The 24,460-nt window shown below is 69.6% G+C and carries 23 protein-coding genes and 4 pseudogenes; 18 read left to right on the forward strand and 9 right to left on the reverse strand.

From position 1 onward, the window contains the following. Positions 1 to 225: 225 nt before the first annotated feature. From kdpB to OHA65_RS33350, 3 genes are all read left to right on the forward strand, one after another. Positions 226 to 2,376: a potassium-transporting ATPase subunit KdpB gene (gene kdpB, locus OHA65_RS33340; RefSeq protein WP_327279849.1), complete on the forward strand. Its 2,151-nt coding sequence runs from the start codon at positions 226 to 228 to the stop codon at positions 2,374 to 2,376. A gap of 224 nt (positions 2,377 to 2,600) precedes the next feature. Continuing rightward, complete coding sequence (locus OHA65_RS33345) at positions 2,601 to 4,538, forward strand: amino acid transporter (RefSeq protein WP_327279850.1); 1,938 nt, start codon at positions 2,601 to 2,603, stop codon at positions 4,536 to 4,538. A 73-nt stretch (positions 4,539 to 4,611) separates the two neighbouring features. After that, complete coding sequence (locus OHA65_RS33350; protein ID WP_327279851.1) at positions 4,612 to 4,785, forward strand: hypothetical protein; 174 nt, start codon at positions 4,612 to 4,614, stop codon at positions 4,783 to 4,785. A 41-nt stretch (positions 4,786 to 4,826) separates the two neighbouring features. Here OHA65_RS33350 and lysA read toward each other — a convergent pair whose 3' ends face one another. Together lysA and OHA65_RS33360 are read right to left on the reverse strand one after the other, a co-directional pair. Beyond that, positions 4,827 to 6,176 (reverse strand): diaminopimelate decarboxylase, encoded by a 1,350-nt coding sequence (gene lysA, locus OHA65_RS33355; RefSeq protein ID WP_327279852.1) that lies wholly within the window; start codon positions 6,174 to 6,176, stop codon positions 4,827 to 4,829. Continuing rightward, positions 6,176 to 6,529: an SAV_915 family protein gene (locus tag OHA65_RS33360; protein WP_327279853.1), complete on the reverse strand. Its 354-nt coding sequence runs from the start codon at positions 6,527 to 6,529 to the stop codon at positions 6,176 to 6,178. Before OHA65_RS33360 ends, lysA begins: the two co-directional genes overlap by 1 nt. A 245-nt stretch (positions 6,530 to 6,774) precedes the next feature. Between OHA65_RS33360 and OHA65_RS33365 the strand changes: the two genes are divergently transcribed. From OHA65_RS33365 to OHA65_RS33375, 3 genes and pseudogenes are all read left to right on the forward strand, one after another. Beyond that, complete coding sequence (locus OHA65_RS33365; RefSeq protein ID WP_327280728.1) at positions 6,775 to 7,896, forward strand: IS630 family transposase; 1,122 nt, start codon at positions 6,775 to 6,777, stop codon at positions 7,894 to 7,896. Between the two features lie 80 nt (positions 7,897 to 7,976). Beyond that, complete coding sequence (locus tag OHA65_RS33370) at positions 7,977 to 8,489, forward strand: universal stress protein (protein WP_327279854.1); 513 nt, start codon at positions 7,977 to 7,979, stop codon at positions 8,487 to 8,489. A 57-nt stretch (positions 8,490 to 8,546) separates the two neighbouring features. Next, positions 8,547 to 8,714, forward strand: a pseudogene (locus OHA65_RS33375) (transcriptional regulator); the annotation flags it as partial. Between the two features lie 215 nt (positions 8,715 to 8,929). On the opposite strand, the gene OHA65_RS33380 reads toward OHA65_RS33375, so the two are convergent. Then, entirely contained in the window at positions 8,930 to 9,163 is a 234-nt protein-coding gene (locus OHA65_RS33380) for a hypothetical protein (RefSeq protein ID WP_327279855.1), read from the reverse strand. Positions 9,164 to 10,645: 1,482 nt separating this feature from the next. Between OHA65_RS33380 and OHA65_RS33385 the strand changes: the two are divergent. Then, positions 10,646 to 11,435 (forward strand): annotated as a pseudogene (locus OHA65_RS33385) (IS5 family transposase). 538 nt (positions 11,436 to 11,973) lie between these two features. Here OHA65_RS33385 and OHA65_RS33390 read toward each other — a convergent pair. Then, positions 11,974 to 12,225, reverse strand: coding sequence for a hypothetical protein (locus OHA65_RS33390; RefSeq protein WP_327279856.1), 252 nt, complete (start codon positions 12,223 to 12,225; stop codon positions 11,974 to 11,976). A 347-nt stretch (positions 12,226 to 12,572) separates the two neighbouring features. Between OHA65_RS33390 and OHA65_RS33395 the strand changes: the two genes are divergently transcribed. Together OHA65_RS33395 and OHA65_RS33400 are read left to right on the forward strand one after the other, a co-directional pair. Next, positions 12,573 to 12,914 (forward strand): hypothetical protein, encoded by a 342-nt coding sequence (locus OHA65_RS33395; RefSeq protein ID WP_327279857.1) that lies wholly within the window; start codon positions 12,573 to 12,575, stop codon positions 12,912 to 12,914. Beyond that, a pseudogene (locus tag OHA65_RS33400) lies at positions 12,877 to 13,137 on the forward strand (hypothetical protein); the annotation flags it as partial. The gene OHA65_RS33395 and the pseudogene OHA65_RS33400, both read left to right, overlap by 38 nt. Before the next feature lie 13 nt (positions 13,138 to 13,150). On the opposite strand, the gene OHA65_RS33405 reads toward OHA65_RS33400, so the two are convergent. The 3 genes from OHA65_RS33405 to OHA65_RS33415 form a co-directional block, all read right to left on the reverse strand. After that, positions 13,151 to 13,804: a CBS domain-containing protein gene (locus OHA65_RS33405; RefSeq protein ID WP_405763089.1), complete on the reverse strand. Its 654-nt coding sequence runs from the start codon at positions 13,802 to 13,804 to the stop codon at positions 13,151 to 13,153. Between the two features lie 98 nt (positions 13,805 to 13,902). After that, positions 13,903 to 14,061: a hypothetical protein gene (locus OHA65_RS33410; RefSeq protein WP_371645664.1), complete on the reverse strand. Its 159-nt coding sequence runs from the start codon at positions 14,059 to 14,061 to the stop codon at positions 13,903 to 13,905. A gap of 92 nt (positions 14,062 to 14,153) precedes the next feature. Continuing rightward, positions 14,154 to 15,572 (reverse strand): MBL fold metallo-hydrolase, encoded by a 1,419-nt coding sequence (locus OHA65_RS33415; RefSeq protein WP_327279860.1) that lies wholly within the window; start codon positions 15,570 to 15,572, stop codon positions 14,154 to 14,156. A gap of 203 nt (positions 15,573 to 15,775) precedes the next feature. On the opposite strand from OHA65_RS33415, the gene OHA65_RS33420 reads away from it, so the two are divergent. The 8 genes and pseudogenes from OHA65_RS33420 to OHA65_RS33455 form a co-directional block, all read left to right on the forward strand. Further along, positions 15,776 to 16,852 (forward strand): zinc-dependent alcohol dehydrogenase family protein, encoded by a 1,077-nt coding sequence (locus tag OHA65_RS33420; RefSeq protein ID WP_328764516.1) that lies wholly within the window; start codon positions 15,776 to 15,778, stop codon positions 16,850 to 16,852. A 5-nt stretch (positions 16,853 to 16,857) separates the two neighbouring features. Then, a complete protein-coding gene (locus tag OHA65_RS33425) occupies positions 16,858 to 17,544 on the forward strand; it encodes a pyridoxamine 5'-phosphate oxidase family protein (RefSeq protein ID WP_327279862.1) in 687 nt (228 codons plus the stop codon). Beyond that, entirely contained in the window at positions 17,541 to 18,302 is a 762-nt protein-coding gene (locus OHA65_RS33430; RefSeq protein ID WP_405763091.1) for an HAD family hydrolase, read from the forward strand. Before OHA65_RS33425 ends, OHA65_RS33430 begins: the two co-directional genes overlap by 4 nt. Then, the gene (locus OHA65_RS33435; protein ID WP_327279864.1) at positions 18,299 to 20,698 is read left to right on the forward strand and encodes a glycoside hydrolase family 65 protein; all 2,400 of its coding nucleotides are present in this window, start codon (positions 18,299 to 18,301) and stop codon (positions 20,696 to 20,698) included. The genes OHA65_RS33430 and OHA65_RS33435 overlap by 4 nt, the downstream gene beginning before the upstream one ends. 121 nt (positions 20,699 to 20,819) lie before the next feature. Continuing rightward, positions 20,820 to 21,269, forward strand: coding sequence for a universal stress protein (locus tag OHA65_RS33440; RefSeq protein WP_327279865.1), 450 nt, complete (start codon positions 20,820 to 20,822; stop codon positions 21,267 to 21,269). A gap of 278 nt (positions 21,270 to 21,547) precedes the next feature. Continuing rightward, entirely contained in the window at positions 21,548 to 22,045 is a 498-nt protein-coding gene (locus OHA65_RS33445; protein ID WP_327279866.1) for a flavodoxin domain-containing protein, read from the forward strand. A gap of 38 nt (positions 22,046 to 22,083) precedes the next feature. Then, entirely contained in the window at positions 22,084 to 22,680 is a 597-nt protein-coding gene (locus tag OHA65_RS33450) for a hypothetical protein (RefSeq protein ID WP_327279867.1), read from the forward strand. Further along, positions 22,673 to 22,861: pseudogene (locus OHA65_RS33455) on the forward strand (cation-transporting P-type ATPase); the annotation flags it as partial. The gene OHA65_RS33450 and the pseudogene OHA65_RS33455, both read left to right, overlap by 8 nt. Here the strand turns inward: OHA65_RS33455 and OHA65_RS33460 are convergent. Beyond that, positions 22,813 to 22,980 carry a hypothetical protein gene (locus OHA65_RS33460; protein ID WP_327279868.1) on the reverse strand — a complete coding sequence of 56 codons (168 nt, stop codon included), beginning with the start codon at positions 22,978 to 22,980 and terminating at the stop codon, positions 22,813 to 22,815. The pseudogene OHA65_RS33455 and the gene OHA65_RS33460 sit on opposite strands and share 49 nt — an antisense overlap. A gap of 65 nt (positions 22,981 to 23,045) precedes the next feature. Between OHA65_RS33460 and OHA65_RS33465 the strand changes: the two genes are divergently transcribed. Then, entirely contained in the window at positions 23,046 to 23,525 is a 480-nt protein-coding gene (locus tag OHA65_RS33465) for a cation-translocating P-type ATPase C-terminal domain-containing protein (RefSeq protein ID WP_327279869.1), read from the forward strand. On the opposite strand, the gene OHA65_RS33470 is transcribed toward OHA65_RS33465, so the two are convergent. Further along, entirely contained in the window at positions 23,462 to 24,451 is a 990-nt protein-coding gene (locus tag OHA65_RS33470) for an Acg family FMN-binding oxidoreductase (RefSeq protein WP_328764521.1), read from the reverse strand. The two genes, OHA65_RS33465 and OHA65_RS33470, sit on opposite strands and share 64 nt — an antisense overlap. Positions 24,452 to 24,460 lie beyond the last annotated feature (9 nt).

Here is a 24,460-nt window from a genome sequence, read left to right on the forward strand (position 1 = left end):
CTCGTGCGCCACCGTCAAGAAGGTGCCAATTCCCGCGCCCACAAGCGTATTTCCAAGGGAACAGGCAGTAGTTTCCTGCCTGTTGCGCCGCCGGGGACCTCGCATACTCACATGACGGCCGAGGGGGTCCATGGGGGACGGTCCCCGGCGGCGACACCCTCTTCCGCACCCTGGCCGCGAGCCGCCGGGGCTGCTACGCCTCGAACCCATCCAGAAGGTCGCTTCATGCCTCCCGCCGCCGCGCAGCACGTTCCTCCGGGTCTCGGGACACCTCCGCGGACCCCGACCAACCGACCGTCCCGGAAACGCTCCGGCCAGGTGAACGTCGTGGACCCCGAGCTCCTCGCCGCCTCCGCACGGGAGGCCGTCGGAAAGCTCCACCCGCGCGAACTGGTCAAGAAGCCGGTGCTGTTCGTCGTCGCCGTCGGATCAGTGCTGACCACGCTCTCGGCGCTCATCCACCCGTCCGTCTTCACCTGGGTGATCAGCGTCTGGCTCTGGCTGACGGTCCTGTTCGCCAACCTCGCCGAGGCCGTTGCCGAAGGCCGGGGCCGGGCTCAGGCGGAGTCGCTGCGCAAGGCGCGTACGGACACCGTCGCGGTACGGCTGAACCACTGGACGTACGGGGCGAACCTGAACCGGGCCGAGACCGAGGTGGTCACGCCGGCCGAGCTCCAGCCCTTCGACTTCGTGCTCGTCGAGGTTGGCGAACTGATCCCGGCCGACGGTGATGTGGTCGACGGGGCCGCGATGGTGGACGAGTCGGCCGTCACCGGCGAATCGGCACCCGTCCTGCGGGAGTCGGGCGGCGACCGCTCCGGCGTCACCGGCGGTACGACCGTGCTGTCCGACTCGATCGTCGTACGGGTCACCTCGCGCCCGGGTAACAGCTTCATCGACCGCATGATCGCGTTGGTCGAGGGCGCCACCCGGCAGAAGACCCCGAACGAGATCGCGCTCAACATCTTGCTGGCCGCACTCACCGTCATCTTCGTCCTGGTGGTCGTCGCCATCCAGCCGATGGCCGCCTACGCGCACGCCGCACAGTCCACGACCGTCCTGGTCGCCCTGCTCGTCACCCTCATCCCCACCACGATCGGCGCCCTCCTGTCGGCGATCGGCATCGCGGGCATGGACCGGCTCGTCCAGCGGAACGTCATCGCGATGAGCGGACGCGCCGTCGAGGCGGCCGGAGACGTGAACACCCTGCTCCTCGACAAGACCGGCACCATCACCTTCGGCAACCGCGAGGCCGCAGCCTTCATCCCCCTGCCCGGCGTGGATCACATCAAGCTGGCGGACGCCGCCCAGCTGTCCTCGCTCGCCGACGAGACGCCCGAGGGCCGCTCCGTCGTCGCCCTCGCCCAGCAGTACGGACTCCAGCCGGCCGCCGCGGAGGACCTCAGCAACCCCCGCTTCACCGAGTTCAGCGCCCGGACCCGGATGAGCGGCGTGAATCTGAGCTGGGACAACGGCGCCGGCTGCGCCATCCGCAAGGGCGCGATGACGCAGGTCTGCGACTGGGTGGTGGCGCGCGGCGGGACCGTACCGTCGGAAGCAGTAGCTTGGTCGGCCACCGTGTCCGAGTCCGGGGGCACGCCCCTGCTGGTTGCGGTCCACGACTGGGACGGCCCGAGGGTGCTGGGGATCATCCACCTCAAGGACGTGGTCAAGGAGGGGATCCGGGAGCGCTTCGCGGAGCTGCGCAGCATGGGGATCCGTACGGTCATGGTGACCGGCGACAACGAGCTGACGGCCCGCGCCATCGCGCAGGAGGCCGGCGTCGACGAATACCTCGCAGAGGCCACCCCCGAGGACAAGCTCGCCCTCATCAAGCGGGAGCAGGCGGGCGGCAAGCTCGTCGCGATGACCGGTGACGGCACGAACGACGCCCCGGCCCTGGCCCAGGCCGACGTGGGCGTGGCGATGAACACGGGCACCTCGGCTGCCAAGGAGGCCGGGAACATGGTGGACCTGGACTCCAACCCCACCAAGCTCATCGACATCGTCGAGATCGGCAAGCAGCTCCTCATCACCCGAGGCGCGCTCACCACGTTCTCGATCACGAACGACGTCGCCAAGTACTTCGCGATCATCCCGGCCATGTTCGCCTCGGCCTACCCGGGACTCGAAGCCCTCAACATCATGGGCCTGAGCAGCCCGACCTCCGCCATCACCTCGGCGATCATCTTCAACGCCCTGATCATCGTCGCCCTCATCCCGCTCGCCCTGCGCGGCGTCCGCTACAAGCCCGCCTCCGCGCACGACCTGCTGCGCCGCAACCTGGGCGTCTACGGGCTCGGCGGCCTGATCCTGCCGTTCGTCGGCATCAAGCTCATCGACCTGCTGGTGTCCACCATCCCCGGCCTCGGCTGAACTGCGTCGGGTCCCCTGTGGGGGCGGTCCCCGTCCGGGCCGCCCCCACACCAGCAATCTCCGTCCTGAGCGTGCGTGCCTCTACTACGCCACAGGTGGCACTGTTTGCGTTAAGGACGCGTCAGGGTTTGTCCGCTCGCGTGCATGAGTGATCAGCCTGCGTACGCTGGCTCAGCCGTCGATGTCGACGGCTGATTCTTTGCGTACGACAGGAGCACCCCACGATGGCCACCCCTGCCCGCTCCTCGCGCCTGCGCGCGTGGATGCTGGAAGGCTTGACCGCCCAGACGAGTTCGCCCGCCGCCAAGGAGGCGGCGGCCCAGCCCCACGGCCGACCGTGGTGGCGCGTCATGTGCCTGACCGGTCTCGACTACTTCTCCACCCTCGGCTACCAGCCCGGCATCGCGTTCCTCGCGGCCGGTCTGCTGTCGCCGCTGGCGACCATCGTGCTCGTACTGCTGACACTGTTCGGCGCGCTCCCCGTCTACCGGCGGGTCGCGGAGGAGAGCCCGCACGGCGAGGGTTCCATCGCCATGCTGGAGCGGCTGCTCACCTTCTGGAAGGGGAAGCTGTTCGTCCTGACCCTGCTCGGGTTCGCGGCGACCGACTTCCTCATCACCATCACCCTCTCCGCGGCCGACGCGACCGCGCACATGGTGGAGAACCCGCACCTCACCAGCACCCTGCACGGCCACGAGGTTCTGATCACCCTGATCCTGATCGCGCTTCTGGGCGGGGTGTTCCTGAAGGGGTTCAGCGAGGCCATCGGCGTCGCCGTGGTCCTGGTGGCCACCTATCTCAGCCTGAACGTCGTCGTCGTGGCCGTCGGGCTGTGGAACGTGTTCACCGAGCCGCAGGTCATCACCGACTGGACCACCGCGCTCACCGCCGAGCACGGCAACTTCTTCATGATGATCGCGATCGCGCTCGTCGTGTTCCCGAAGCTCGCCCTCGGCCTGTCCGGCTTCGAAACCGGTGTAGCTGTTATGCCGCACGTCCAAGGCGAGCCCGACGACACCGAAGCCAAGCCCGCCGGCCGAATCCGCGGCGCCAAGAAGCTGCTGACCACGGCCGCCGTGATCATGAGCATCTTCCTGATCTGCTCCAGCCTCATCACGACCCTGCTGATCCCGGCCGACCAGTTCCAGCCGGGCGGCGAGGCCAACGGCCGCGCCCTCGCCTACCTGGCCCACGAGTACCTGGGCTCCGCCTTCGGCACCGTTTACGACATCTCGACGATCCTGATCCTCTGGTTCGCCGGCGCCTCCGCGATGGCCGGCCTGCTGAACCTGATGCCGCGCTACCTGCCCCGGTACGGCATGGCCCCGCACTGGGCCCGCGCCCTGCGCCCGATGGTCATCGTGTTCACCCTGATCGCGTTCCTCGTGACCTGGATCTTCAACGCGGACGTGGACGCGCAGGGCGGCGCGTACGCCACCGGCGTGCTCGTCCTGATCACCTCGGCCGCGGTCGCCGTGACCATCGCCGCCCGCCGGGCGGGGGAGCGCGGCTGGACCATCGGCTTCGGCGTCATCTCCGCCGTCTTCGTCTACACCACCGCCGTCAACGTCGCCGAACGACCCGACGGCGTGAAGATCGGCGCCTGCTTCATCGCCGGCATCATGGCGCTCTCCCTCCTCTCCCGCCTCGCCCGCGTCTTCGAGCTGCGCGTCACCCACGTGGAATTCGACGACATGGCCCAACGGTTCATCCGCGACACCGCCAACCGCACCATCCGGTTCATCGCCAACGAGCCCGACAACCGGGACCTTGAGGAGTACCGGCTGAAGAAGGCGCAGATCCGCGCGGACAACGACATCCCGTCCGAGGACGACGTCATGTTCGTCGAGGTCACCGTCCTGGACGCGTCCGAGTTCGAATCCGGCATGCGGGTGCGCGGTGAAGTCCTGCACGGCCGCTACCGCGTCCTGACCCTGGAGAGCTCCAGCATCCCCAACGCCCTCGCCGCCCTCCTCCTCCACGTACGGGACGAGACCGGCCAGCGCCCGCACATCTACTTCGAGTGGACCGAGGGCAACCCGATGGCCAACTTCTTCCGCTTCTTCCTCTTCGGACAGGGCGAGGTCGCCCCCGTCACCCGCGAGGTCATCCGGGAGGCCGAACCGGACCGCGCCCGCCGCCCCCACGTCCACGCCGGCTGACGCGGCGTAAGGACCCCGACAGGAATCCCGCTGGACCCTCGCCATGGCGAAGGTCCAGCGGGATTCTCATTACGTGAACACTCGCTCGCGCCCAGACCGCCAGATCCGCCAGACCGTACTGGTCCTCGGGGCGGCCGGACTGACCGTCATCGCCACCGGCGCCGCCCTGGAAGCCCTGTGGCTGCTCGGGATCGGGGTCTGGGGCGTCATCGCAGCGATGGTGATCGAGCTCGCCTACCAGCCGTAGACGGGCAGGCCGCAGGATCCGTTGGATCTATGAGGTCGGCCCTAACCGCCGATGTCGCGGCTGCGGAAGTCCTCCAGCGTCTCGCGCCGGACCAGCATCCGGGCCGAGCCCTCATGGACCGCGATGACCGCGGGCCGGCCCACGAGGTTGTAGCCGGAGGCCATGGACAGCTGGTACGCACCCGCCACCGGTGTGGCGAGCAGGTCGCCGGGGTGGATGTCGCCGGGCAGCTCCACGTCGGCCGCAAGGATGTCGCCGGCCTCGCAGTGCCGGCCGACGACCGTGGCCGTACGCGGTCCGGCCGTCGAGGCGCGGCCGATCAGACGGGGCGCGTAGCGCACCCCGTACAGGGCGGGGCGAGGGTTGTCGCTCATGCCGCCGTCGACGGCGACGAACACCTCCTCCCCGGCGTGCTTGACGGTGAGCACCCGGTACAGGGCGACCCCGGCCGGTCCCACGACGGCCCGCCCGGGCTCGACGACGAGCCGGGGTACGGTCAGTCCGGCGGCCGCGCAGCCTTCGATGAGCTCGGCGCGCATCCTGCGCGCGAGCGTCGTGAGGTCGAGGGCGGGCTCGCCGGGCCGGTACGCGATGCCGTGGCCACCGCCCATGTCCAGCTCGGCCAGGACGACCCCGTGTGCGTCACGGACACGGGCCATCAGTCCGACCATGCGGCGCAGCGCCACCAGATAGGGCTTCACGTCGGCGATCTGGGAGCCGATGTGGCAGTGCAGCCCCGTGAGTTCGAGCTGCGACTGACCGAGTACCCGGGTGATTGCGTGCTGTGCGCCCCCGTCGGTGAGGGAGAGACCGAACTTCTGGTCGTCGGTACCGGTACGGATCTTGTCGTGCCCGCCGGCGGCGACGCCGGGCACCACCCGCACCATGACCTTCTGGCGCCGGCCGGGGCCGACGGCGGCCGCGATCCTCGCTATCTCGGACGGGCTGTCGATGACGATCCGCCCCACGCCGAGCCGCAGTGCCGCCTCCAGGTCGCGGGGTGACTTGGCATTGCCGTGCAACACGATGCGGTCGGGCGGGAAACCGGCGGTGACGGCGAGCTCCAACTCGCCTGCCGAGCACACGTCGAGCCCCAGACCCTCCTCATCGACCCAGCGCACCATGGCACGGGAGAGGAACGCCTTGGCGGCGTAGAGGACATCGGCTTCAGGGAACGCATCCCGATAGGTTCGGCACCGCTCGCGGACCTCGCCCTCGTCCAGAACGTAGGCCGGAGTGTCGAACCGCTCGGCGATCTCTGCCAGTGATACTCCGCCGACGGCCAGCCCACCAGGCGTCACCTGAGTCGTGGAGGCAGGCCAGATCGACAGATCATCCGCACTGGCCTCGTGCTCGGACAGAACAGCTGTGGCCACCGTGTGATCCCCCATCAGGCGATCCGGGCTGCGATCGGGGAAGCCTGGGGCAGTGGAGCCGCGACCGGAGGCCCCGCGGCGACCGCGGGAGCGGTGAACGTCGGGTCGACGGTCAGAAGGGATACGCCGAGCGGCTCGGCCATCGCGCGGAGCGCGGACTCGGAGAGCCGGATCCACGGCTGCTGGACGCCCAGTGTCGCGGCCAGACGGTCCGGGCCGGTGAAGCCGACGATGGTGCGAGCTCCCAGCGGGGTGCGGAACAGGCGCACCACCACTTCCGCTCCTCCCGGCCGGACCGGCACGTACAGGGGTCCGGCCGGGACCTGTTCTTCAGGCTCGGGATCGTCGTCGTACTGGAACAAACACATGGGGCCCTCCCTGAGGAACCACGAGCGGCAGGTGACGCCCCGGGTGCGGGGAGGCAGTCCGGGGCGCGGGTTCGAAGCTATCCCCGCATCCCCGCACCCATGGCCACCCCGTAACGAGACCCATACGGGGGCGGGCCAAGTCCTGACGGATCACTGACGCCGGAGCGTTGTGGCATCAGAAACCCGTCATGGTCACGGATCTCCGCGCTAGTGTCCTGCGCCGGAGATCCGTCGTTAGTTTATGTATGACTGCTTCTGCGGATGTGCCGGTGCCTCGTCGTGGTCCGAAGTTGGAACCGTTGTTGTTGTCTTCCGATGAGCGTGTGGTGTTGGAGCGTTGGGTCCGCAGGGCGTCATCTGCGCAGGCGGTGGCCTTGCGGGCCCGCATCGTGTTGGCGTGTGCCGGTGCTGATGTGCCGCCGATTGTCGTGGTGGCACGGGAGTTGCATATCGCGGCCGACACGGTCCGCAAGTGGCGTCGCCGGTTCCTGGCGGCCCGGCTGGACGGGCTGGTCGACGAGCCCCGGCCTGGCCGGCCACCCACCATCAGCGTTGATCAGGTGGAGGCGGTAGTGGTCGGCACGCTGGAGGAGATCCCGAAGAACGCCACTCACTGGTCGCGTTCATCGATGGCCGCCCGCAGTGGCCTGTCGAAGTCGACAGTGGGCCGGATCTGGCGGAAGTTCCAGCTCAAGCCCCATTTGAGCGACACGTTCAAGCTGTCGACGGACCCGCTGTTCGTGGAGAAGCTCTACGACGTGGTGGGGCTGTATTTCAACCCGCCCGAAGGAGCGGTGGTGCTGTCGGTGGACGAGAAGTCCCAGATCCAGGCTCTTGACCGCTCTCAGCCAGTGCTGCCGATGATGCCCGGCATGCCCGAGCGCCGCACTCACGACTATGTTCGCAACGGGCTGACCACCTTGTTCGCGGCCTTCGACGTCGCGACCGGTGAAGTCATCACCTCACTGCACCGTCGCCACCGGGCCGCGGAGTTCAAGAAGTTCCTCATCAAGATCGACAAAGAGGTCCCCGAACACCTTCAGGTCCACCTGATCTGCGACAACTACGGCACCCACAAAACCCCGGCCATCAAGACGTGGCTGGCCAAACACCCACGGTTCCACCTGCACTTCACACCCACCGGCTCCTCCTGGATCAACCAGGTTGAGCGATGGTTCGGCTTCCTCGCGGACCAGAAGATCCGCCGTGGCGCCCACAAGAGTGTGCGCTCCCTGGAAGCCGACATCCGAGCCTGGGTCAAGCAGTGGAACGAAAACCCGACCCCGTTCACCTGGACCAAGACAGCCGAAGAGATCCTCGACTCACTCGCCCGCTTCTGCCAACGGATCTCCGGCGCAGGACACTAGAAGGACATCAGCAACCGCACCTCATCCCCCGACGAGGCCGTTTCATGAGGACCGTCGGACGAGACGAGAGGGAAGAGGCCATGCGGAGAGTCGTGGTCGGTGTGACCGGAACGGCGGGCAATCTGGCCGCGTTGCACCGGGCCGCCGCGGAAGCGCGCGTGCGTGGTGCGGACCTGTGGGCCGTCCTGGCCTGGCAGTCACCGGGCGGCGAACTCGGAAGCCGCAACGGTCTCGGGCCCCATGCCCTCGCCCAGTGCCGTGCCGCGGCCGCCGAAAGACTCCGCGAGGTTCTCGATACGGCGTTCGGCGCCGTGAAGCCCGGTGTCACCCTAGAGGGCCTCACGGTACGAGGGACCCCGGGTGCGGCCCTCGTGGACGTCGCACGCGATCCGGAAGACCTCCTCGTGGTGGGCACGGGATCCCGCGCCGCGCTGCGCCGCCTCGTCTGCCCCTCGGTGGCCCGCCACTGCCTCGCGCACGCCGCCTGCCCCGTGTTGGTGGTTCCCCCGTCCCCGCTCCAGGCCGAACTCGACGCGGCACACCGCCGCAACTTCTGGAGAATGCCGCTGGACCCACGGGAGCTTGCGCAATGAGTCGCACGAATCGGTGAAGCGGTTTGGCTCGCCGATTGAGGTGTACAGGGCGCACGAGTCCCCGACAGGAGGGGGACTCGTGCGCAGCAGGGTCGCCTCGCCTACGGTTACCAGGCTCAGGACGTACGCCGCCCGGCCGTCCGAGAGTTGGTCGCAACTCGGGACCGCCGTCGTACGCTGCCAGAGCTCCACCACGTCAGCCGCCGACTGGGAGTAGCCGCGTGACCGAGCCGCAGCCGTCCAAGCCCCTTCTGTACGTCGTCGTTTGCGCTGCCGGAATCGCCGGCCACGTGCACAATCTGATCACCGCCGCTGGCGCCCCTGCTGCGGCCCAAAATCCCATCGCCCGATAGATGACCCGATCACGTGTGGTGGCAAGGGTCCGGCCGAGCGTGATGACTGTGCGGCCGGCCTTTGGGCCGCACAGCCTGGTCTACTCGTCAGCCACAGTCGCCGTACCCTCCGCCCCAGTCGTCATCGTCGTCGTACCCGCCGTGGCCGTAACCTCCGTGGCCACCGCCGTCATCGTCCCAGCCACCGCCGTGGACGTAAGTGACGGAGTAGGTGGGGGTTGCCGCCGAGGCCGTACCGGCGGCCCCGAGGGCGGCGCCACCGGCCATCAGAACGCCGATGGCGGACACCGCGAAGAGCCGCTTCATTCTCAGTGCCTGCATGGTTCAGAACCCTTCTCGTTGTTCTGCCACTTGCTGCGGCGCGAAGTTGTTCTGCCTCCTTACGTAGGAGGTGTGCGCGGGTTATGCATGTGGCCGCATAGATTTAACGAGCGCAAAGTCGCCGTCAACGCGACCTCGCTGGGCCACGGACCCGCTGGACTGGTGTGCGATGTTCTCAAGCCCCGAACTCCGGGCTCGTCACCGCGGAAGCAGGTTGATTCCCCCAGTTGCAACCAACCCGTACATATGATTATAGCCACCCGCCTGGGACTCGTCACTCTGGCGGGGAGCCGGAAAAGCCTGCCCATCACGGTCGAGTGGGCGGCTGGCCCGGCGTCGGCCCGGCTGTCAACAGGGCTCCCGCTCCTGCCCGCCCGCTCCCGCCGTTCGGACGTAATCCGGGGACGAGGCGCCGGTCGTGGACACCCTCGTCATCGCCCACGGGGAGCTGGAGGTGCGGTCCGGGCCGGCGTTCCTCCACCGGTCATGATGGCCTCGACAGAAGATCTTCCCCGGATTGCCGACTCAGAGCGTGCAGCACGGCAGACGGCACGCATCCGGAAACCGGTCAGCGGCCTCCAGGGCCGGCGCCGCCACTCATCCGAGTCAGACCGTCCGGCCCGCACCCAACGGTCGTAGTGCCGCACGCACAACTCCCGCCCGTTGACGCCGAAGCGGCACCCATCAGCCGCGCAGGCGGCGAGTTCACCGCGTCCACGAACGGGCCGCCCAGGGGCAGCGAGAAAATCCGCCAGGGCTGTCCGGCCCTGGCGGCGCCGCCGGATGACGTGCCCGTCGTACAGACCCTGCTGCCCGGTCACGCGGTCACATTTGGTGACCTGGATGGTGGATCGCAGTGCGGAACTCAGCCCGGACGGAGGCCAGCAACCTCTCCAGCACCCTGGCACGCCCGTGACCGGGGCTGATGCCGGGGACGGTCGCAGTCGCACCTCCCACCCCGTGAACCAGCCCGCATCCCCCAGGGTGCGGCGGACATCTTCGACCGCCACGGTGGGGAGTTGGAACAGTGCGGTGCTGCGGGCCTGGCTGGGTCGAATTCCGAGCTGGTCCAGCCGCTGGGTCAGTTGTGTGGTGCTGATCGGGCGTCCGGGCCGGCCGCCGGGGAAGACCCATGGAGACGGGGCCAAGGCCCCGATGTTCGTCCCAGGAGGTGATTGTGGTCCGTGACTGGTCCAGGAGAAGCGTTTGAAGAGCTCCGGAGATTGCTCATGGTTGCTTTTCGACTACCCTATGAAACTGTCGGGATATTGCACGGAGAGGGCAATACTTCCTCCAGGCGCCGGACTTCGCTCCTCTAGAAGTACCCAAGCTTTTTTGGGGAGTAGCAGCTACAAAAAACGTTCTTGGTCTGTTGGTGGTACGGCAGCGGCACCCGCGCTGACCAGTGAGAACGGCGGTACGCACGGCTTGTTACAGGGCAGTGGTCCGTAAGAAGCCATCTCATTTGGATGGTTGGGTAGGTTGTCGGTCGTGGCGGGGATTGTTGAGCGGCTGGTGCCGGATGAGTTGTGGGCGCTGTTCCAGCGGGTGGTGCCGGAGGCGCCATTGCGGCCTCAGGGCGGTGGCCGACGTCGGCATGGTGACCGTGAAGTACTGGCCGCGATCGTCTTCGTTGCCACCTCGGGTTGTACCTGGCAGCAGCTGCCCGAGGCATCGTTCGGGCCATCGGGGGCGACAGCCCACCGACGCTTCTCCGAGTGGACGAAGGCCAGGGTGTGGGCCAAGCTCCACCGCCTGGTCCTTGACGAGCTCGGCGCCCGCGGCGACCTGGACTGGTCCCGGTGCGCGATCGACGCCGTGAACATGCGGGCCACGAAGACGGTAACGGGGACCTGACAGGTCCGAATCCTGTCGACAGGGCAAGTTCGGATCGAAGATCCACTTGATCACAGAGCGAACGGGTCTACCCCTGTCCGTCGGAATCTCGGGGGCGAATCTGCACGACAGTCAGGCACTCGAACCCCTCGTACGCGCTATCCCGCCCATCCGTTCACGCCGCGGACGCCGTCGGCGCAAGCCCGCCAAGCTCCATGCAGACAAGGGTTACGAGTACGCTCACCTGCGGAAATGGTGACGTCAGCGCGGCATCAAGCACCGCATCGCCCGCAGAGGAATCGAGTCCTCGCAGCGGCTGGGACGTCACCGCTGGACCATAGAACGGACCATGGCCTGGCTCGCCGACTGTCGCCGACTCCATCGCCTCTACGAACGCAAGGCCGAGCATCTACCGCAGACTCGCCAAATGAGATGACGTCTGAGGCTGCCGGTGTTCCGACTGCGGTAGCCCATCGGGGCCGGGAGCCGGTGCGCGCCGCCGCGGAGGACGGGGCCGTACGCTGCGCGTCAGCCTTCCGGAGCAGTGGCCCGGCGTGATCGCCGACGCGGCCGTGCTCGCCCGCGTGCTCACCATTCAGGCGGCCGGGCCGCCGCGTGCGGCTGACGGCCGAGACCCGGCCCGGCGTCGTGGAGATCCACATCGCTGAAGGAACCCGCGGTGACGCTCACGCTTCCAGTGGCAGCACCCAGGCGGGGAGCGGGTCGCTGCAAGCCGGAGACTTTGAAGGCCGTGCGGGCCGTCTCGCGGTCGATGCGCTGCGCCAGCTGTCGCAGGGCGGTCGTGCCGCGCCGCGCGGGCCAGGACCGTCGGGTCGATGTCGACCTGGCTTCCCTGCGTGTCCCCGACGATCATCTGCTGGGCCACCCCGTCGGACCAGTGGACGAGACGAGGGAGTCGGTGCGGACGGTGTCCGTCTTGATGGGGTTCCCGCCGGGCGAGGACCCCATCGGCTTCAAGGGCCCGGTGGGCTGCTCCACGGTGACGGCCGGGAGTAGTCGTACGGCGGCGGGCTCCACGGCACGGGCGCGGGGGCGGGGGAGGGCTCGAACGGGCCGGCCCGGTTCGCCATGAGGACCATCATCGTCCCGACGAAGAGCAGGGTGATGACGATGAGGGCGAGCCCGACGGGGTTGCGGGGGTTGTAGTAGTAGCTGTTCGTACCCCACTTGCTCCGTCTGAAGACCGGTTCGTCGTCGTGATGCACAGGCTGCGTCCTCGGTAGAAGGTTCTCGGTGACCCGCACGACCTCAGCGGGATGGTGCTTGCGGTCAAGAGGCGCAGCCGGGCGAGGTCCTCGCGGCGTTCGCTGACGTGGGCCGGCGGATTCTGCACCCGTAACTTCACCACGTACCGGCGCGGCTGACCCTCGTATGAGCACGTGCTGTACGCCATCGCCACATTGTCCGCGATCCGCACGGCGCTGCCGATGTCGGCCTCCATCGCGTAGCCGGTGATGTCTCCACCGCCCATGGGCCTGAGCATCTACGGCAGCTAGGTACGGCTGGTGGGGGCTGCGGCGACGGGAATTCGTGCCTGTGGCAGCCTGCCGTCATGCCAGCCGAGCTGCGAGAACATGCGGGCCGTCACTACGCCGTCCAGTTCCACTACGCCTTGCCCGACGACGCCTGGGCTGTGGAGCTGAGTGAGGCCGTGCCTGCGCCGGCCACGTGGGCCGAGGACACCAGTGCCGAGAGGTACCTGCCTGGAGCCGCCTTCATGGTGGCGCTCGTCCCCGATGAGGATCCGAATCTGGAACCGACCGTCCACATCCACAGCCACGATGAGCACGTCATCCCGTACGAGGTCATGCGCTGGTTCCTTGAGCAGGTGGCCGACCAGGTCGAACGTTGCCGCATTGCCTTCGGGCACGACGGGCGGGAAGCAGTGGAATGATCTCGTCGTCGCTGGTGTGATCACGGCGTCGGAGCCGGCATGGGTACGCCCGTTCACCGGGCTGGACCCACGGCAGTTCGGCAGGGACCGGGCTTGCTGGTCGCCGCGCATCATCGACCACCTCGGGCCGAAGCTTGCCCTGCAGCCCCGCAAGCGGTTCGCCGAGGACACCGTGCGCATCGTGGAAGGCACACTCGTCCCCACCCGGGACCACTTCGTGGCGCACGAGAAGACGCTCATGGTCCAGTGCGTGCCTCCAGCCGGCAGCGGACGTCGACGATGCCCTCGACGGATCGGGCGAGGTGCTCGACCATGGGAATCAGGTGGTCGTCCCGGACGCTGCCGGTCAGGGTGGCGATGCCTTGTGTGACGGTGACCGTGACCTCGTTGTGGGAGAGCGGGAACAGGCGCTCGATGACGCTCTTTCGGATTTCGGCGGTGAGTTCCTCGTCGGTGCGCAGGAACACCTTCAGGAGGTCGGAGCGGCTGACGACGCCCTTGAGGGTGCCGTCGGCGTCGACGACCGGGAGGCGCTTGATGTGCCGGTCTGCCATGAGGCGGGCTGCTTGGGGGAGGGTGGCGTCGGGGCGGATCGTGACCGCGGGAGCGGTCATCAGGTTCTCCGCACGGGTGGAGCCGGCCTTGGCGGTGTCGCCGAGGCGGCGCATCTGCTCGATGAGGCCGGGGCGCTGCTCGTGGAACTCCTCCTTGGGCAGCAGGTCGGCCTCGGAGACCACGCCGACGACGCGGCCTTCGCCTTCGACGACGGGAAGGGCGGTGACCTTCCAGCGCTTGATGGCGGCTGCGATGTCCTTGAAGCCGGTGTCGGGGGTGACGGCGATGTACCTGGTGGTCATCACGTCGGCGACGGTGTACGGGGTGGAGGTCATGGCGGGTCCTCAGCGTGCGTGGGCGAGCGGGGTGCCGCTGCCGTGGGGAGCGAACGGGACGAGCAGCTTGGTGCGGGCGGAGTCGAGCCGATCGGCGATCACGGCGGACACGGCAACGGAGACGGCCCGGCCGGTGGCGGAGTCCTCCAGGCACAGATGCGGGTGCCGGTGGGGAAGGTGACCGTGGGGGAGTGGGCGAGGAGGGCTTCGCGGGCCTCCGGGGCCATTGCGTCGAGGATGGTGTGCGTGGTGCTCATGGTGTGCCTCCACCCCTTGGTTCTCACCGTGGAGCGCGAGCCGGGACTCCGGGAGGGCCGTGCGGGGCAGACCGTGGGGCCGCCCGGCCCGGTCAGCGGACCAGGACGGCCTCGCCGGACTTGGGTACGACGGCCGTCCACCCCAACTCGTGGTCGATGCGGTCCCGGAGGGTCTCGGCCGCGGTCTCCTCGCCGTGGACGAGATAGGTGGTGTGCGGGGCAGGGGCGCCGCGCAGCCAGTCGATGATCTGGCCGGCGTCCGCGTGCGCCGAGAAGTGCGGTACGTCGGCGACCTCGGCGCGTACGGGGACGTACTCGCCGAACATCTTCAAGGTGCGGGCGCCGTCGACGAGGTCGCGGGCGCGGGTGCCCTCGGCGGCGAAGCCGACGATGACCACGGCGTTGCGGGGGTCGGGCAGGATCCGGTGGAGGTGGTGCAGGACGCGGCCGCCGGTGGCCATGCCGGCGGAGGAGATGATGACCGCCGGCCCGCCGGCGTTGTTGATGTCGATGGATTCCTGCACGGTGCGGGCGGCCAGGAAGGGCTCGGGGCTGATGGCGTCCTCTCCCCGGGCGAGGACCTCCGGCCGCATCTCGGGGGCACGGGCGCGCAGGGCGTCGCGGTAGACGTCCAGGGCGGCCAGGGCCATGGGGCTGTCGACGTATACGGGGACGTGGCGGGGCAGTGTGCCGGCGCTGCGCAGTGCGGCGAGTTCGTGCAGGACGACCTCGGTCCGGTCGATCGCGAAGGCGGGGATGACCACCGTTCCGCCCCGGGAGAGGGCGCGGGTGATCACGGAGGTGAACTCGCGGCGGGCGCTCGCGTGATCGTGGTGACGGTTTCCGTACGTCGATTCCATCAGCAGGACGTCCGCGCCGGAGAACGGCTCGGGCGGCAGCAGGAGCGGGTGCCCCGGGCGGCCGAGGTCGCCGCTGACGGCGAGCGTGTGGCCGTCCTCCAGGGTCAGATGGGCCCAGGCGGAGCCGAGGATGTGGCCGCCGTGGTGGAGCGTGAGCCCGGTGCCGCCCATGATCTCGATCTCGCTGCCCATGGGTACGGGGTCGAAGAACTTCACGGTGCGGTCGACGTCGTCATCGTCGTAGAGCGGCTTGGCGGGCCGGTGCTTGGACCAGCCGTGCTGGTTGGCGTGTTCGGCGGCCTCCATCTGCAGGCGGGCGCTGTCACGAAGGACGATCTCGGCGAGGCGGGCGGTCGCGGCACTGGTGAGGATGGGGCCGCGGAAGCCGTGCCGGACCAGGCGGGGCAGGTAGCCGCAGTGGTCCAGGTGGGCGTGGGTGATGACCACGGCGTGGATGTCGGAGGCGTCGCACGCCAGCTTGTCCCAGTTGCGACGGCGTAGGTCCGCGACACCCTGGAAGAGTCCGCAGTCGACGAGGACCCGGGCGTGGTCGCTTTCGACCAGGAATTTGCTGCCGGTGACCGTCCTGACACCGCCGAGGAACCTCAGCAGGGCCGGACGGGTGGCGGGTGACGGAGCCGGCTGGGACATGGCAGCGGCCCTCCCTTCGGGGACAGGTGCCGAATTCCACCGTCGCACCCGTCACGGTGCGGCAGAGAGGCCCCACTGGTCCCCCGGGAGGGGCCGACCGGCCCAAGCGGGACGGAGGCACGTGGGCACAGCCTGGCGGTGACCGCTTCCCGCGCAGCACCTGGCAGTGACCGCTTCCCGCGCAGCACAGAGAGGCCGCAGTCATGAAGGCACTCGTTTTCCAAGGCCCCGGCCAGACCTCCTGGCAGGACGTCCCGGACCCCGCGATCAAGGACGCCGCAGACGCGATCATCCGGGTCGACGCCGTCACGATCTGCGGTACCGACCTGCACATCATCAAGGGCGACGTGCCAGAAGTGACACCCGGCCGCATCCTGGGCCACGAGGCGGTCGGGACCGTGGTCGAGATCGGCGGCGACGTGCGCAGCGTCCGCCCCGGCGACCGCGTGCTCATATCCTGCATCTCCGCCTGCGGCCGCTGCCGCTTCTGCCGTGAGGGCCGCTACGGTCAGTGCCGCGGCGGTGGCGGCTGGGTCCTGGGCCACACCATCGACGGCACCCAGGCCGAATACGTCCGCGTCCCCTTCGCCGACCTCTCCGTCCACCCGCTCCCCAGCGCCGTGAGCAGCCACGATGCCGTCCTCCTCGCCGACATCTTCCCGACCTCCTACGAAGTGGGCGTGCTGAACGGAAACGTGAGCCCCGGCGACACGGTCGTCGTGGTCGGGGCCGGGCCCATCGGCCTTGCCGCCATCGCCACCGCGAAGCTGTACAGCCCCGGGCGCATCATCGCCGTCGACCTCGCCGCCTCCCGCCTCACGGCAGCCCGGGACCTCGGTGCCGATGCCACGGCCAGCGCGCGGGAGGAACCCGAGCGACTGGTCGAGGACCTGACCGAGGGTCTTGGCGCAGACGTGGTGATCGAAGCGGTCGGTGTGCCCGAGACGTTCGAGATGTGCACCCGCATGGTCCGCCCCGGCGGACGCGTCGCCAACATCGGCGTCCACGGCAAGCCCGCCACCCTGCACCTCGAAGACCTCTGGATCAAGGACGTCACCATCACCACCGGTCTCGTCGACACCCGGTCCACCCCCATGCTGCTGCGCATGATGGCCGCAGGCCGCCTCCCCGGGGCCGAGATGGTCACCCACCGCTTCGAGCTGGACCAGATGGAAGAGGCGTACGACGTCTTCTCGCGCGCCGGTGACACCGGCGCCCTCAAGGTCGTGCTCGGTGGTACGCCGCACGACACCGTCGCCGTACCGGCCCAGGAGCAGTGAGTGCCGTGAAGAGCAGACCGAGCATCCACCCGCAGCAGTCCGGCGGGACGGCCGGACGCACCGACCTCGGCCGCCGCATCGCGGCCCGCCGCACCGCCCTCGGCCTGAGCCGCGACGAACTGGGCCACAAGTGCGGAGCCGACGGCAACTACATCGCCTATCTGGAGGAACACGCGGCCTCTCCGGCCATCGGCACCCTCGTCCGGATCGCAGACGTACTCGGTGTCACGGTCGACGACCTGACCGGCGCGAGCGCCGGCCGCGTCCGAGGCCGCTCCACCGCCCGCCGTGATGCCGCTCTGGCTCCACTGGAGGAGTCCGAGTGCCGAACGCTGCTGGGTACGCACGGAGTGGGACGCATCGCCGTCTTCACCCCCGAAGGACCGGCGGTCCTCCCGGTCAACTACCTGATTGCAGGCCCCGACATCGCGTTCCGTACCGCCGTGGATGCTCTCGCGGCCAGAGCAGCGGGCACGGAGGTGGCCTTCGAGATCGACAACATCGACGACGTCACCGCCGGTGGTTGGAGCGTCCTGGCCGTGGGTGAGCTGGAGGCCGTCACGGACCCCGAAGAGATCCAGCACCTGACGGCCACGGCCCGGTCCCAGCCCTGGGCCGGCGGCCCGCGCACCCACTGGATGAAACTCACCCCCGTCCGGCTCACCGGCCGTCGCGTGGCCCACGAGTCATGAGCGAAGTGGGCGCGGTCGTCTTCGACACCGACGGCGTGCTTCTCGCCACGGCGGTCCGCCACGCGGCCGCCTGGAAGTCGACCTTCGACGGCTGCCTCACGCAATGGCAGCCGTCGTCCGTCGACGCACCACCGCGTCCGTTCGATGCCGTCCGCGAATACCGTGACCTGGTCGACGGCAGGTCCCGCCTCGACGGCGTACGCGCGTTCCTCGCCTCACGCCACATCGACCTGCCCTCCGGAACGCCGCAGGACCGGCCCGGATGCGCCACCGTCCACGCGGTCGCCGCCCGAAAGGAGCGGATCTTCTCCGAGGCGCTACGGACCCTCGGTGTGGATGTCTTCGAGGACGTCCGCCCCGCGCTCCAGCGGCTGCGGGCGATGGGCCTCACGTGTGCGGCCGTGTCGGCCTCGAAGCACGCCCGCCTCCTCCTGGAGACCACACGTCTCGACGCCCTCTTCGACGCCTTGGTGGACGGTCGGGACTGCGCCGAACTGGCCCTGCCGGGAAAGCCCGACCCCGCCCTCTTCCTCGAAGCCGCCGCCCGCCTCGGCACGGCTCCGGCGCGGGCCGCCGTGGTGGAAGACGCCCTCGTCGGTGTCGAAGCCGGGCGCCGGGGGCGCTTCCACTTGGTCGTGGGGCTCAACCGGGAGGACGACGTACGAGCGGACGAGGCGCTGCTCGCACACGGCGCCCACCTCGTGCTGCCCGACCTGGCCGGACTGCCGGCAGCCCTCGAAGGCGGGCCCCACCCGTGAACGCCCCCTGGCGTTGGGAGTACCGCCGCTACGACCCCAAGACGGAGCGGCTGGTCGAGTCCCTGTGCACCCTCGGCAACGGCCGCTTCGCCACCCGAGGCGCAGCCCCCGAGAGCGTCGCCGACGACGTCCACTACCCGGCCACGTACCTCGCAGGCTGCTACGACCGGCTCACCTCGACCGTCGCCGGTCGAACGATCTCCAACGAGGACATGGTCCGTCTGCCGGACTGGACCGCCCTGCGCTACCGCTGCCTGCCCGCCGGCGGACCACCCGGTGACTGGCTCACCCTGGACCACCCGAGCCTGCGCCACTGCGGCGTCTCACTGGATCTGCACGCCGGGACGCTCACCCGCCGCATGCTCTTCCACGACGCCGAAGGCCGCCGTCTGGGCGTCACCCACACGCGCCTCGTCCACCTCGGTGATCCGCATCTGGGCGCGCAGCGCACCGTCTTCAGTGCGTACGGCTGGCGCGGCAGGATCGAGATCGAGTCCGTGCTCGACGGAGACATCGCCAATGAAGGGGTGGACCGCTACCGCCCCCTCGCCGGGCAGCACCTCGTGGAACACCGGGCCGCAGTGGCGGAGGGAGGCATCGCCTGGCTGTCCTGCACCACCGCCACCTCCCACCTGCGGGTCGGGCTCGCCGTACGTACCCGGGTACGGCCTTCGGTGCCCGTCGGGAAGGGCTGCACGGCCACCACCGCCCGACAGACGTGCGTCCTGCCGATCAGGCGCGCGGAACCGGTCGTGATCGTGAAGACCGCAGCACTGTTCACGTCACTGGACCGCCCCTGGGACGACCCCGTGAGGAGCAGCGTCGAGCACGTCGGCCACGCTCCGGACTTCCCTTCCCTGCTTGCCTCCCACAAGGCGTCGTGGCAACGGCTGTGGAACGAGGGCGAGGTGGAAGCACCGGGCGAGGCCGGCCGGATCCTGCGCCTCCACACCTTCCACGTCCTGCAGACCCTGTCGCCCCACACGGCTGAACTCGACGCCGGCGTGCCGGCGCGCGGCCTCCACGGCGAGGCGTACCGGGGGCACGTCTTCTGGGACGAACTCTTCGTCCTGCCCTACCTCGCCCTCCACTTCCCCGAGACCGCGCGCGCCCTGCTGATGTACCGGCACCGGCGGCTGCCCGCGGCCCGGGCAGCCGCTCGACAGGCCGGGGCGAAGGGCGCGATGTTCCCCTGGCAGAGCGGCAGTTCCGGAGCCGAGGAGACACAGCGCCTGCACCTCAACCCGCACTCCGGCCGTTGGCTGCCCGACCACTCCCACCTCCAGCACCACGTGGGCTCGGCCATCGCCTGGAACGTGTGGAAGTACGGCCAGTCCACCGGCGACACCGGCTTCATGCAGGGCCCCGGCGCGGAACTCATGCTGCACATCGCACACTTCTGGGCCGGCGCCGCGACCTGGGACACCGACCTCGGCCGCTACCGGATCCGTGGCGTCGTCGGCCCGGACGAGTACCACGACGCCTACCCGGAGGCCCCCGTACCCGGCATCGACGACAACGCGTACACCAACGTCACGGCAGCCTGGGCGCTCGCCCGCGCCCTCGACCTGTACGGAGCGCTGCCCGCGGCCAGACGCGCCGAGCTCCGCACGCAACTGGGCATCGGCCCCGACGATCTCCACGACTGGGAGGACGTCTCACATCGCTTGTACGTGCCCTTCCACGGCGACGTGATCAGCCAGTTCCACGGCTACGGCGACCTCGCCGAGCTGGACTGGGGCGCCTACCGCGCCCGCTACCACGACATCCGCCGCCTCGACCGCATCCTGGAGGTGGAGGGGGACACCCCCAACCGGTACCAGGCGTCGAAGCAGGCCGACACCCTCATGCTCGGCTACCTCTTCCGGCCCGAGGAACTCTCCCCCCTGTTCTCCCGCCTCGGTTACCGCTTGGACGACGAGCTCTGGCGGCGGACGGTGACGTACTACCTGCGGCGCACCTCCCACGGATCGACGCTCAGCAGCCTCGTCCACGGATGGGTCCTCGCCCGGCAGCAGGGCGCGGACGCGTGGCGGTACTGCCAAGAAGCACTGCTCAGCGACATCACCGACGTCCAGGGCGGTACGACCGGTGAGGGAATCCACCTCGGCGCCATGGGCGGCACGCTCGACCTCGTCGAGCGCGGCGTCGTCGGCCTCGATCCCGGCACCGACGGCCTGCACGTCGACCCGGTACCGCTCTCGGAAGTACCCGCCTCCTCCTTCTCGGTCTGCTGTCTCGGACACCGGGACGTCCGCATCAGCTTGCGGCCCGGTCGGATCGGCATCAGGGTTCCGCCGTCCCCCCTGGGCCCCGTGCTCCTCGTTCTGCCCGGAGACAGGCGGGAGAGCGTTGCCGCTGGCCAGGAGAGATGGTTCCGGTTGCCCAAGCAGTAGGGACGGCGCCCGCCGGAATCCGCCGGGTCCGGCCCGTCGGCGCCGCTACGGCCGCTCCGCGTGGCGAGGCGTACCCGCCTCGCACACTGTGGATGTACAGGCATCGAAAGGGTGAGTCGGGATGGACAGGCAGATTGAGGCTCCGCGCGTCGTAGTGGGTGTCGACGGATCGCCTTCGTCCCAGGCCGCGCTGCGCTGGGCGGTCCGGTACGCAGGCCTGGTGGGCGGGAAAGTGGAAGCGGTGGCCGCCTGGGACCTGCCCGGAGCCGGAGGGTGGTCGGCTCCTGCGGTGGACGCCGACTTCGACGAGGAGGAGGCCGAGCGGCGTTTGGTCGAGGAGGTCCGCACGGTCCTCGGCGAGGGCGGCGCCTCCCAGGTGCACGAGCGCCTGGTGCGGGGCAACGCAGCTGAGGTCTTGGTCGACCAGGCAGAGGGTGCCGACATGCTGGTCGTGGGCAGCCGCGGCCACGGCGGCTTCCTCCGGGCCCTGCTCGGTTCCGTGAGTCAGCAGGTCGCGTTCCATGCCCCCTGTCCGGTCACGATCGTCCGGCCGGACGGACCCGCCGAGTAGCTTCGCACCGGAGCGGGCTCCTCGGCCCTGGCGACCGCCCACTCGGCACTGCGGCGCATCTGTTTCGCGGCGCACGCCGTCCGGCCGTCCCCTCCCGCATGGACACCCTGCGGCTACGCCACTGTCGCGGCCGTCAAGGGGCCCGTGGCGGCCTCCGAGCAGAGCCGCTGCGGAGAGGACCGAATGGCCCTCTTCGGGATCCGTCCGGCCCATGTGGCCACGCCGTCGGCTGCCCGACACTGGATGCAGACCCTCATCGAGCAGCCAAGGAGCCCGTCATGAGCACCAAGCGAGTTCTGGTCGCCTACGGCACCAAGCACGGTGCCACCGCAGGCATCGCCGAGCAGATCGGAAAGACCCTCCGCGAGGACGGCTTGGACGCTGTCGTACTGCCCGCCAACGACGTTCAGGACGTCCGGGCCTACGACGCCGTCGTTCTCGGGGGCTCCCTCTACGCCGGACATTGGAGCAGCAAGGCCATGCACTGCGCGGAACGCAACGCGGACTCGCTGCGGCACCGGCCGGTGTGGCTGTTCAGCAGCGGCCCCCTCGACCGCTCGGCCGACGAACACGAGGTCGCGCCGGTCGCCACCGTCGCCCGGCAGATGCAGCTCATCGGAGCGCGCGAGCACATGACCTTCGGCGGCAGCATCACGGCCCGGACCCCCGGGTTCCTCGCCAAGGCCCTGCTGCACCAGGGCAAGGGCGGCGACTTCCGCAACCCCGAGCGCATCCAGAGCTGGGCCCACCACATCAGCGCCGAACTCGCCGCCTGAGAGGTCGGGCCGGCCCGGACGCAGCACGGAGGCGCGCCATGCACCACCGCATGCCGGGAGCGGAGGGCAATCCGCTCAGGCGCGATGCCGACCGCACCCGTGCCCACCTGCACGCCGTGTTCGTCCTGGCCTGCGTGCTGGCCGTGATCTGCGGTGTCGTGGTCGGCCGGAGCGCCTGGACGGACGCCCGTCGCGACGCCGAAGGGATCGCGCGTCACCGGTACTCCGTGACGGCCGTGACGGTCGCCGAGACCACGTACCGGGCCGGGACCGGACCGAGCACCCGCCCTCTTCTCGTGGCTCCCGCCACCTGGCAGGACCGATCCCACCGCGTCCACACGGAAAGCGTCCCCGTCCCGGCGGAGACCCGCAAGGGAGGCACCGTCCGGCTCTGGGTCGACGACAACGGCAACGCGGCAACCGAACCGCCAGGTGCACCTGACGTCGCTCTGAACGCCATGGGCCAGGGCACCGGAGCATCGGCCCTCGTCGTGCTCGTCGCGGGTGCCTTCGTCTACGCACGCCTGCGCGGCGTCGACAGGCACAGCGCTCGGGCGTGGGAGAGCGAGTGGGAGAAAGTCGAGCCCCAGTGGTCCGGACGCCTGCGTCCCGGACAGGGAGCCGGCGATGACTGAGGCCGACGCCGACCAAGACCTCGCACAGGGCGCCGCACCTGACCCGCTGGAACCCCTTCCCCTGCTCCGCCGTGAACTGCACACAGGTCCTCTCGGTCTGTCGAGCCGGGAAGCGGAAAGCAGGCTGGCCGTCTACGGGCCGAACGAGGTCCGCCGCAGCGCCCGCACCAGCGTCTTGCGGGAGCTCCTGAGGCAGCTGATCCATCCCCTGGCCCTGCTGCTGTGGGCCGCGGCCGCCCTCGCGTACGCGGCCGACATCGAGGTGCTCGGCTGGGCGATCGTCGTGGTCGTCCTCGTCAATGCCGGATTCGCCCTCGTCCAGGAACAGCAGGCGGAGAAGGCCGTCGAGAGCAGGCTTCTTCTACGTGCTGTGGCGGGCGGGCTGGCATCCCGGCGACCCCACCGGCCCCGGAACCCCGCTGCACCACGCCTACCTGACCGCCACCACCACGACGTTCGCCGGCATCGTCACCTGCCAGGTCGGCACGGCCATCGCCGCCCGCACCGACCACGCAGCGCTGCGGGACATCGGCTTCTTCTCCAACCCGCTGCTGCTCGCCGGCATCGCCTTCGAACTCGTCTTCACCGCGGCGCTCGTCTACGCGCCGCCCCTCCAGAACCTCTTCGACACCGCCGCCCTCCCCGCGGACGTCGTCCTGCTCATCGCCGCCTTCCCGCCGCTGGTCTGGGGGACGGACGAGCTCCGCCGCTGGGCCCGGCGCCGTCACCACAGCGCATCGCGTCCCGGAGACGTGATCAAGCCCGGGGCGGCGCCGCAACGTCAAACAACCTCCAGGACCTCGTCGACGGGGCGACGGGGGGTGTCGGGCCCCTGCGGGCCGTAGCCGAGGCGCAGGACCATCTGGACGTGACCCATGGCCTCGGCCGGATCGCGGACCGTCCACCGCAGCTCCCGCCACTCCAGGGGCTGGGAGGTCATCGAGGTCGCGAGGCCGTCGGTCGTCGCCTGGAGGAGGACGCGCTCCAGCGCCTGGCCGGCTCGCAGCCAGTCGACTCGCGTGTCCGTCGCAGTGCCGAGCAGGGCGAGCTGCGGTCGCTTCTCGAACACGGCCCAGCCGCGGCCCGGCGTGGGCCGGTCCCGCCCGAAGTCCCGTACGGGGGCAGACCTTCCGGAGCTGCGCGGACCGAAGGCGGCGGCGGGAATGCCGTCGCGGCGCGCGTCGGTCGTGGCCTGCGTACGGGAGGTCCAGGCAGAGGTCTCCGCCCGGACGAGCGGATCGATGTCCTCCCGGTGCTCGGCGTCGCGTACCAGCCCGAGCACGGTCTCCAGGTGCCAGTCGCCCGGAACGGTCAGCCGGCAGCCCTCCAGGCGGGCAGCGCTCCTCAAGCCGTCCATGAGAGCGTCCGGCACCAGCTCGTCGCTGAAGGGGAAGCGGCTGGTGTGCCGACGTCGGAGAGCGTCGTGCAGGGCCGCCAGCTCGTGGTCCTCTTCGGAGGGCCCGTCGATGGTTGCCGCTGCCAGCAGCCACGGTTGCGAGTCGTCGGGCAGCAGCCGCACCTGCGCCCGCAAGCCGTGCCGGACCGCGGACACGCGCAGGTTGAACAGGGCTGCCGCGCAACCGACGTGCAGGGCACGGTGGTTCGGGTCGGTGCGCGTCATGGCGCGTTCCGGATCGCCGTGCAGTTCGACGGTGTTGCTGTCGGAGCGGTACACGAATTTCCATGGCTGGGCGTTGTGCATGGACGGGGCGGTGACGGCGTCGTCGACGAGTTGGGCGACGGTCTCGGTGGTGATGTGGGGTGCGGTCACGGGACTGGT

This window comes from Streptomyces sp. NBC_00045, assembly GCF_045041095.1.
Lineage (GTDB): Bacteria > Actinomycetota > Actinomycetes > Streptomycetales > Streptomycetaceae > Streptomyces.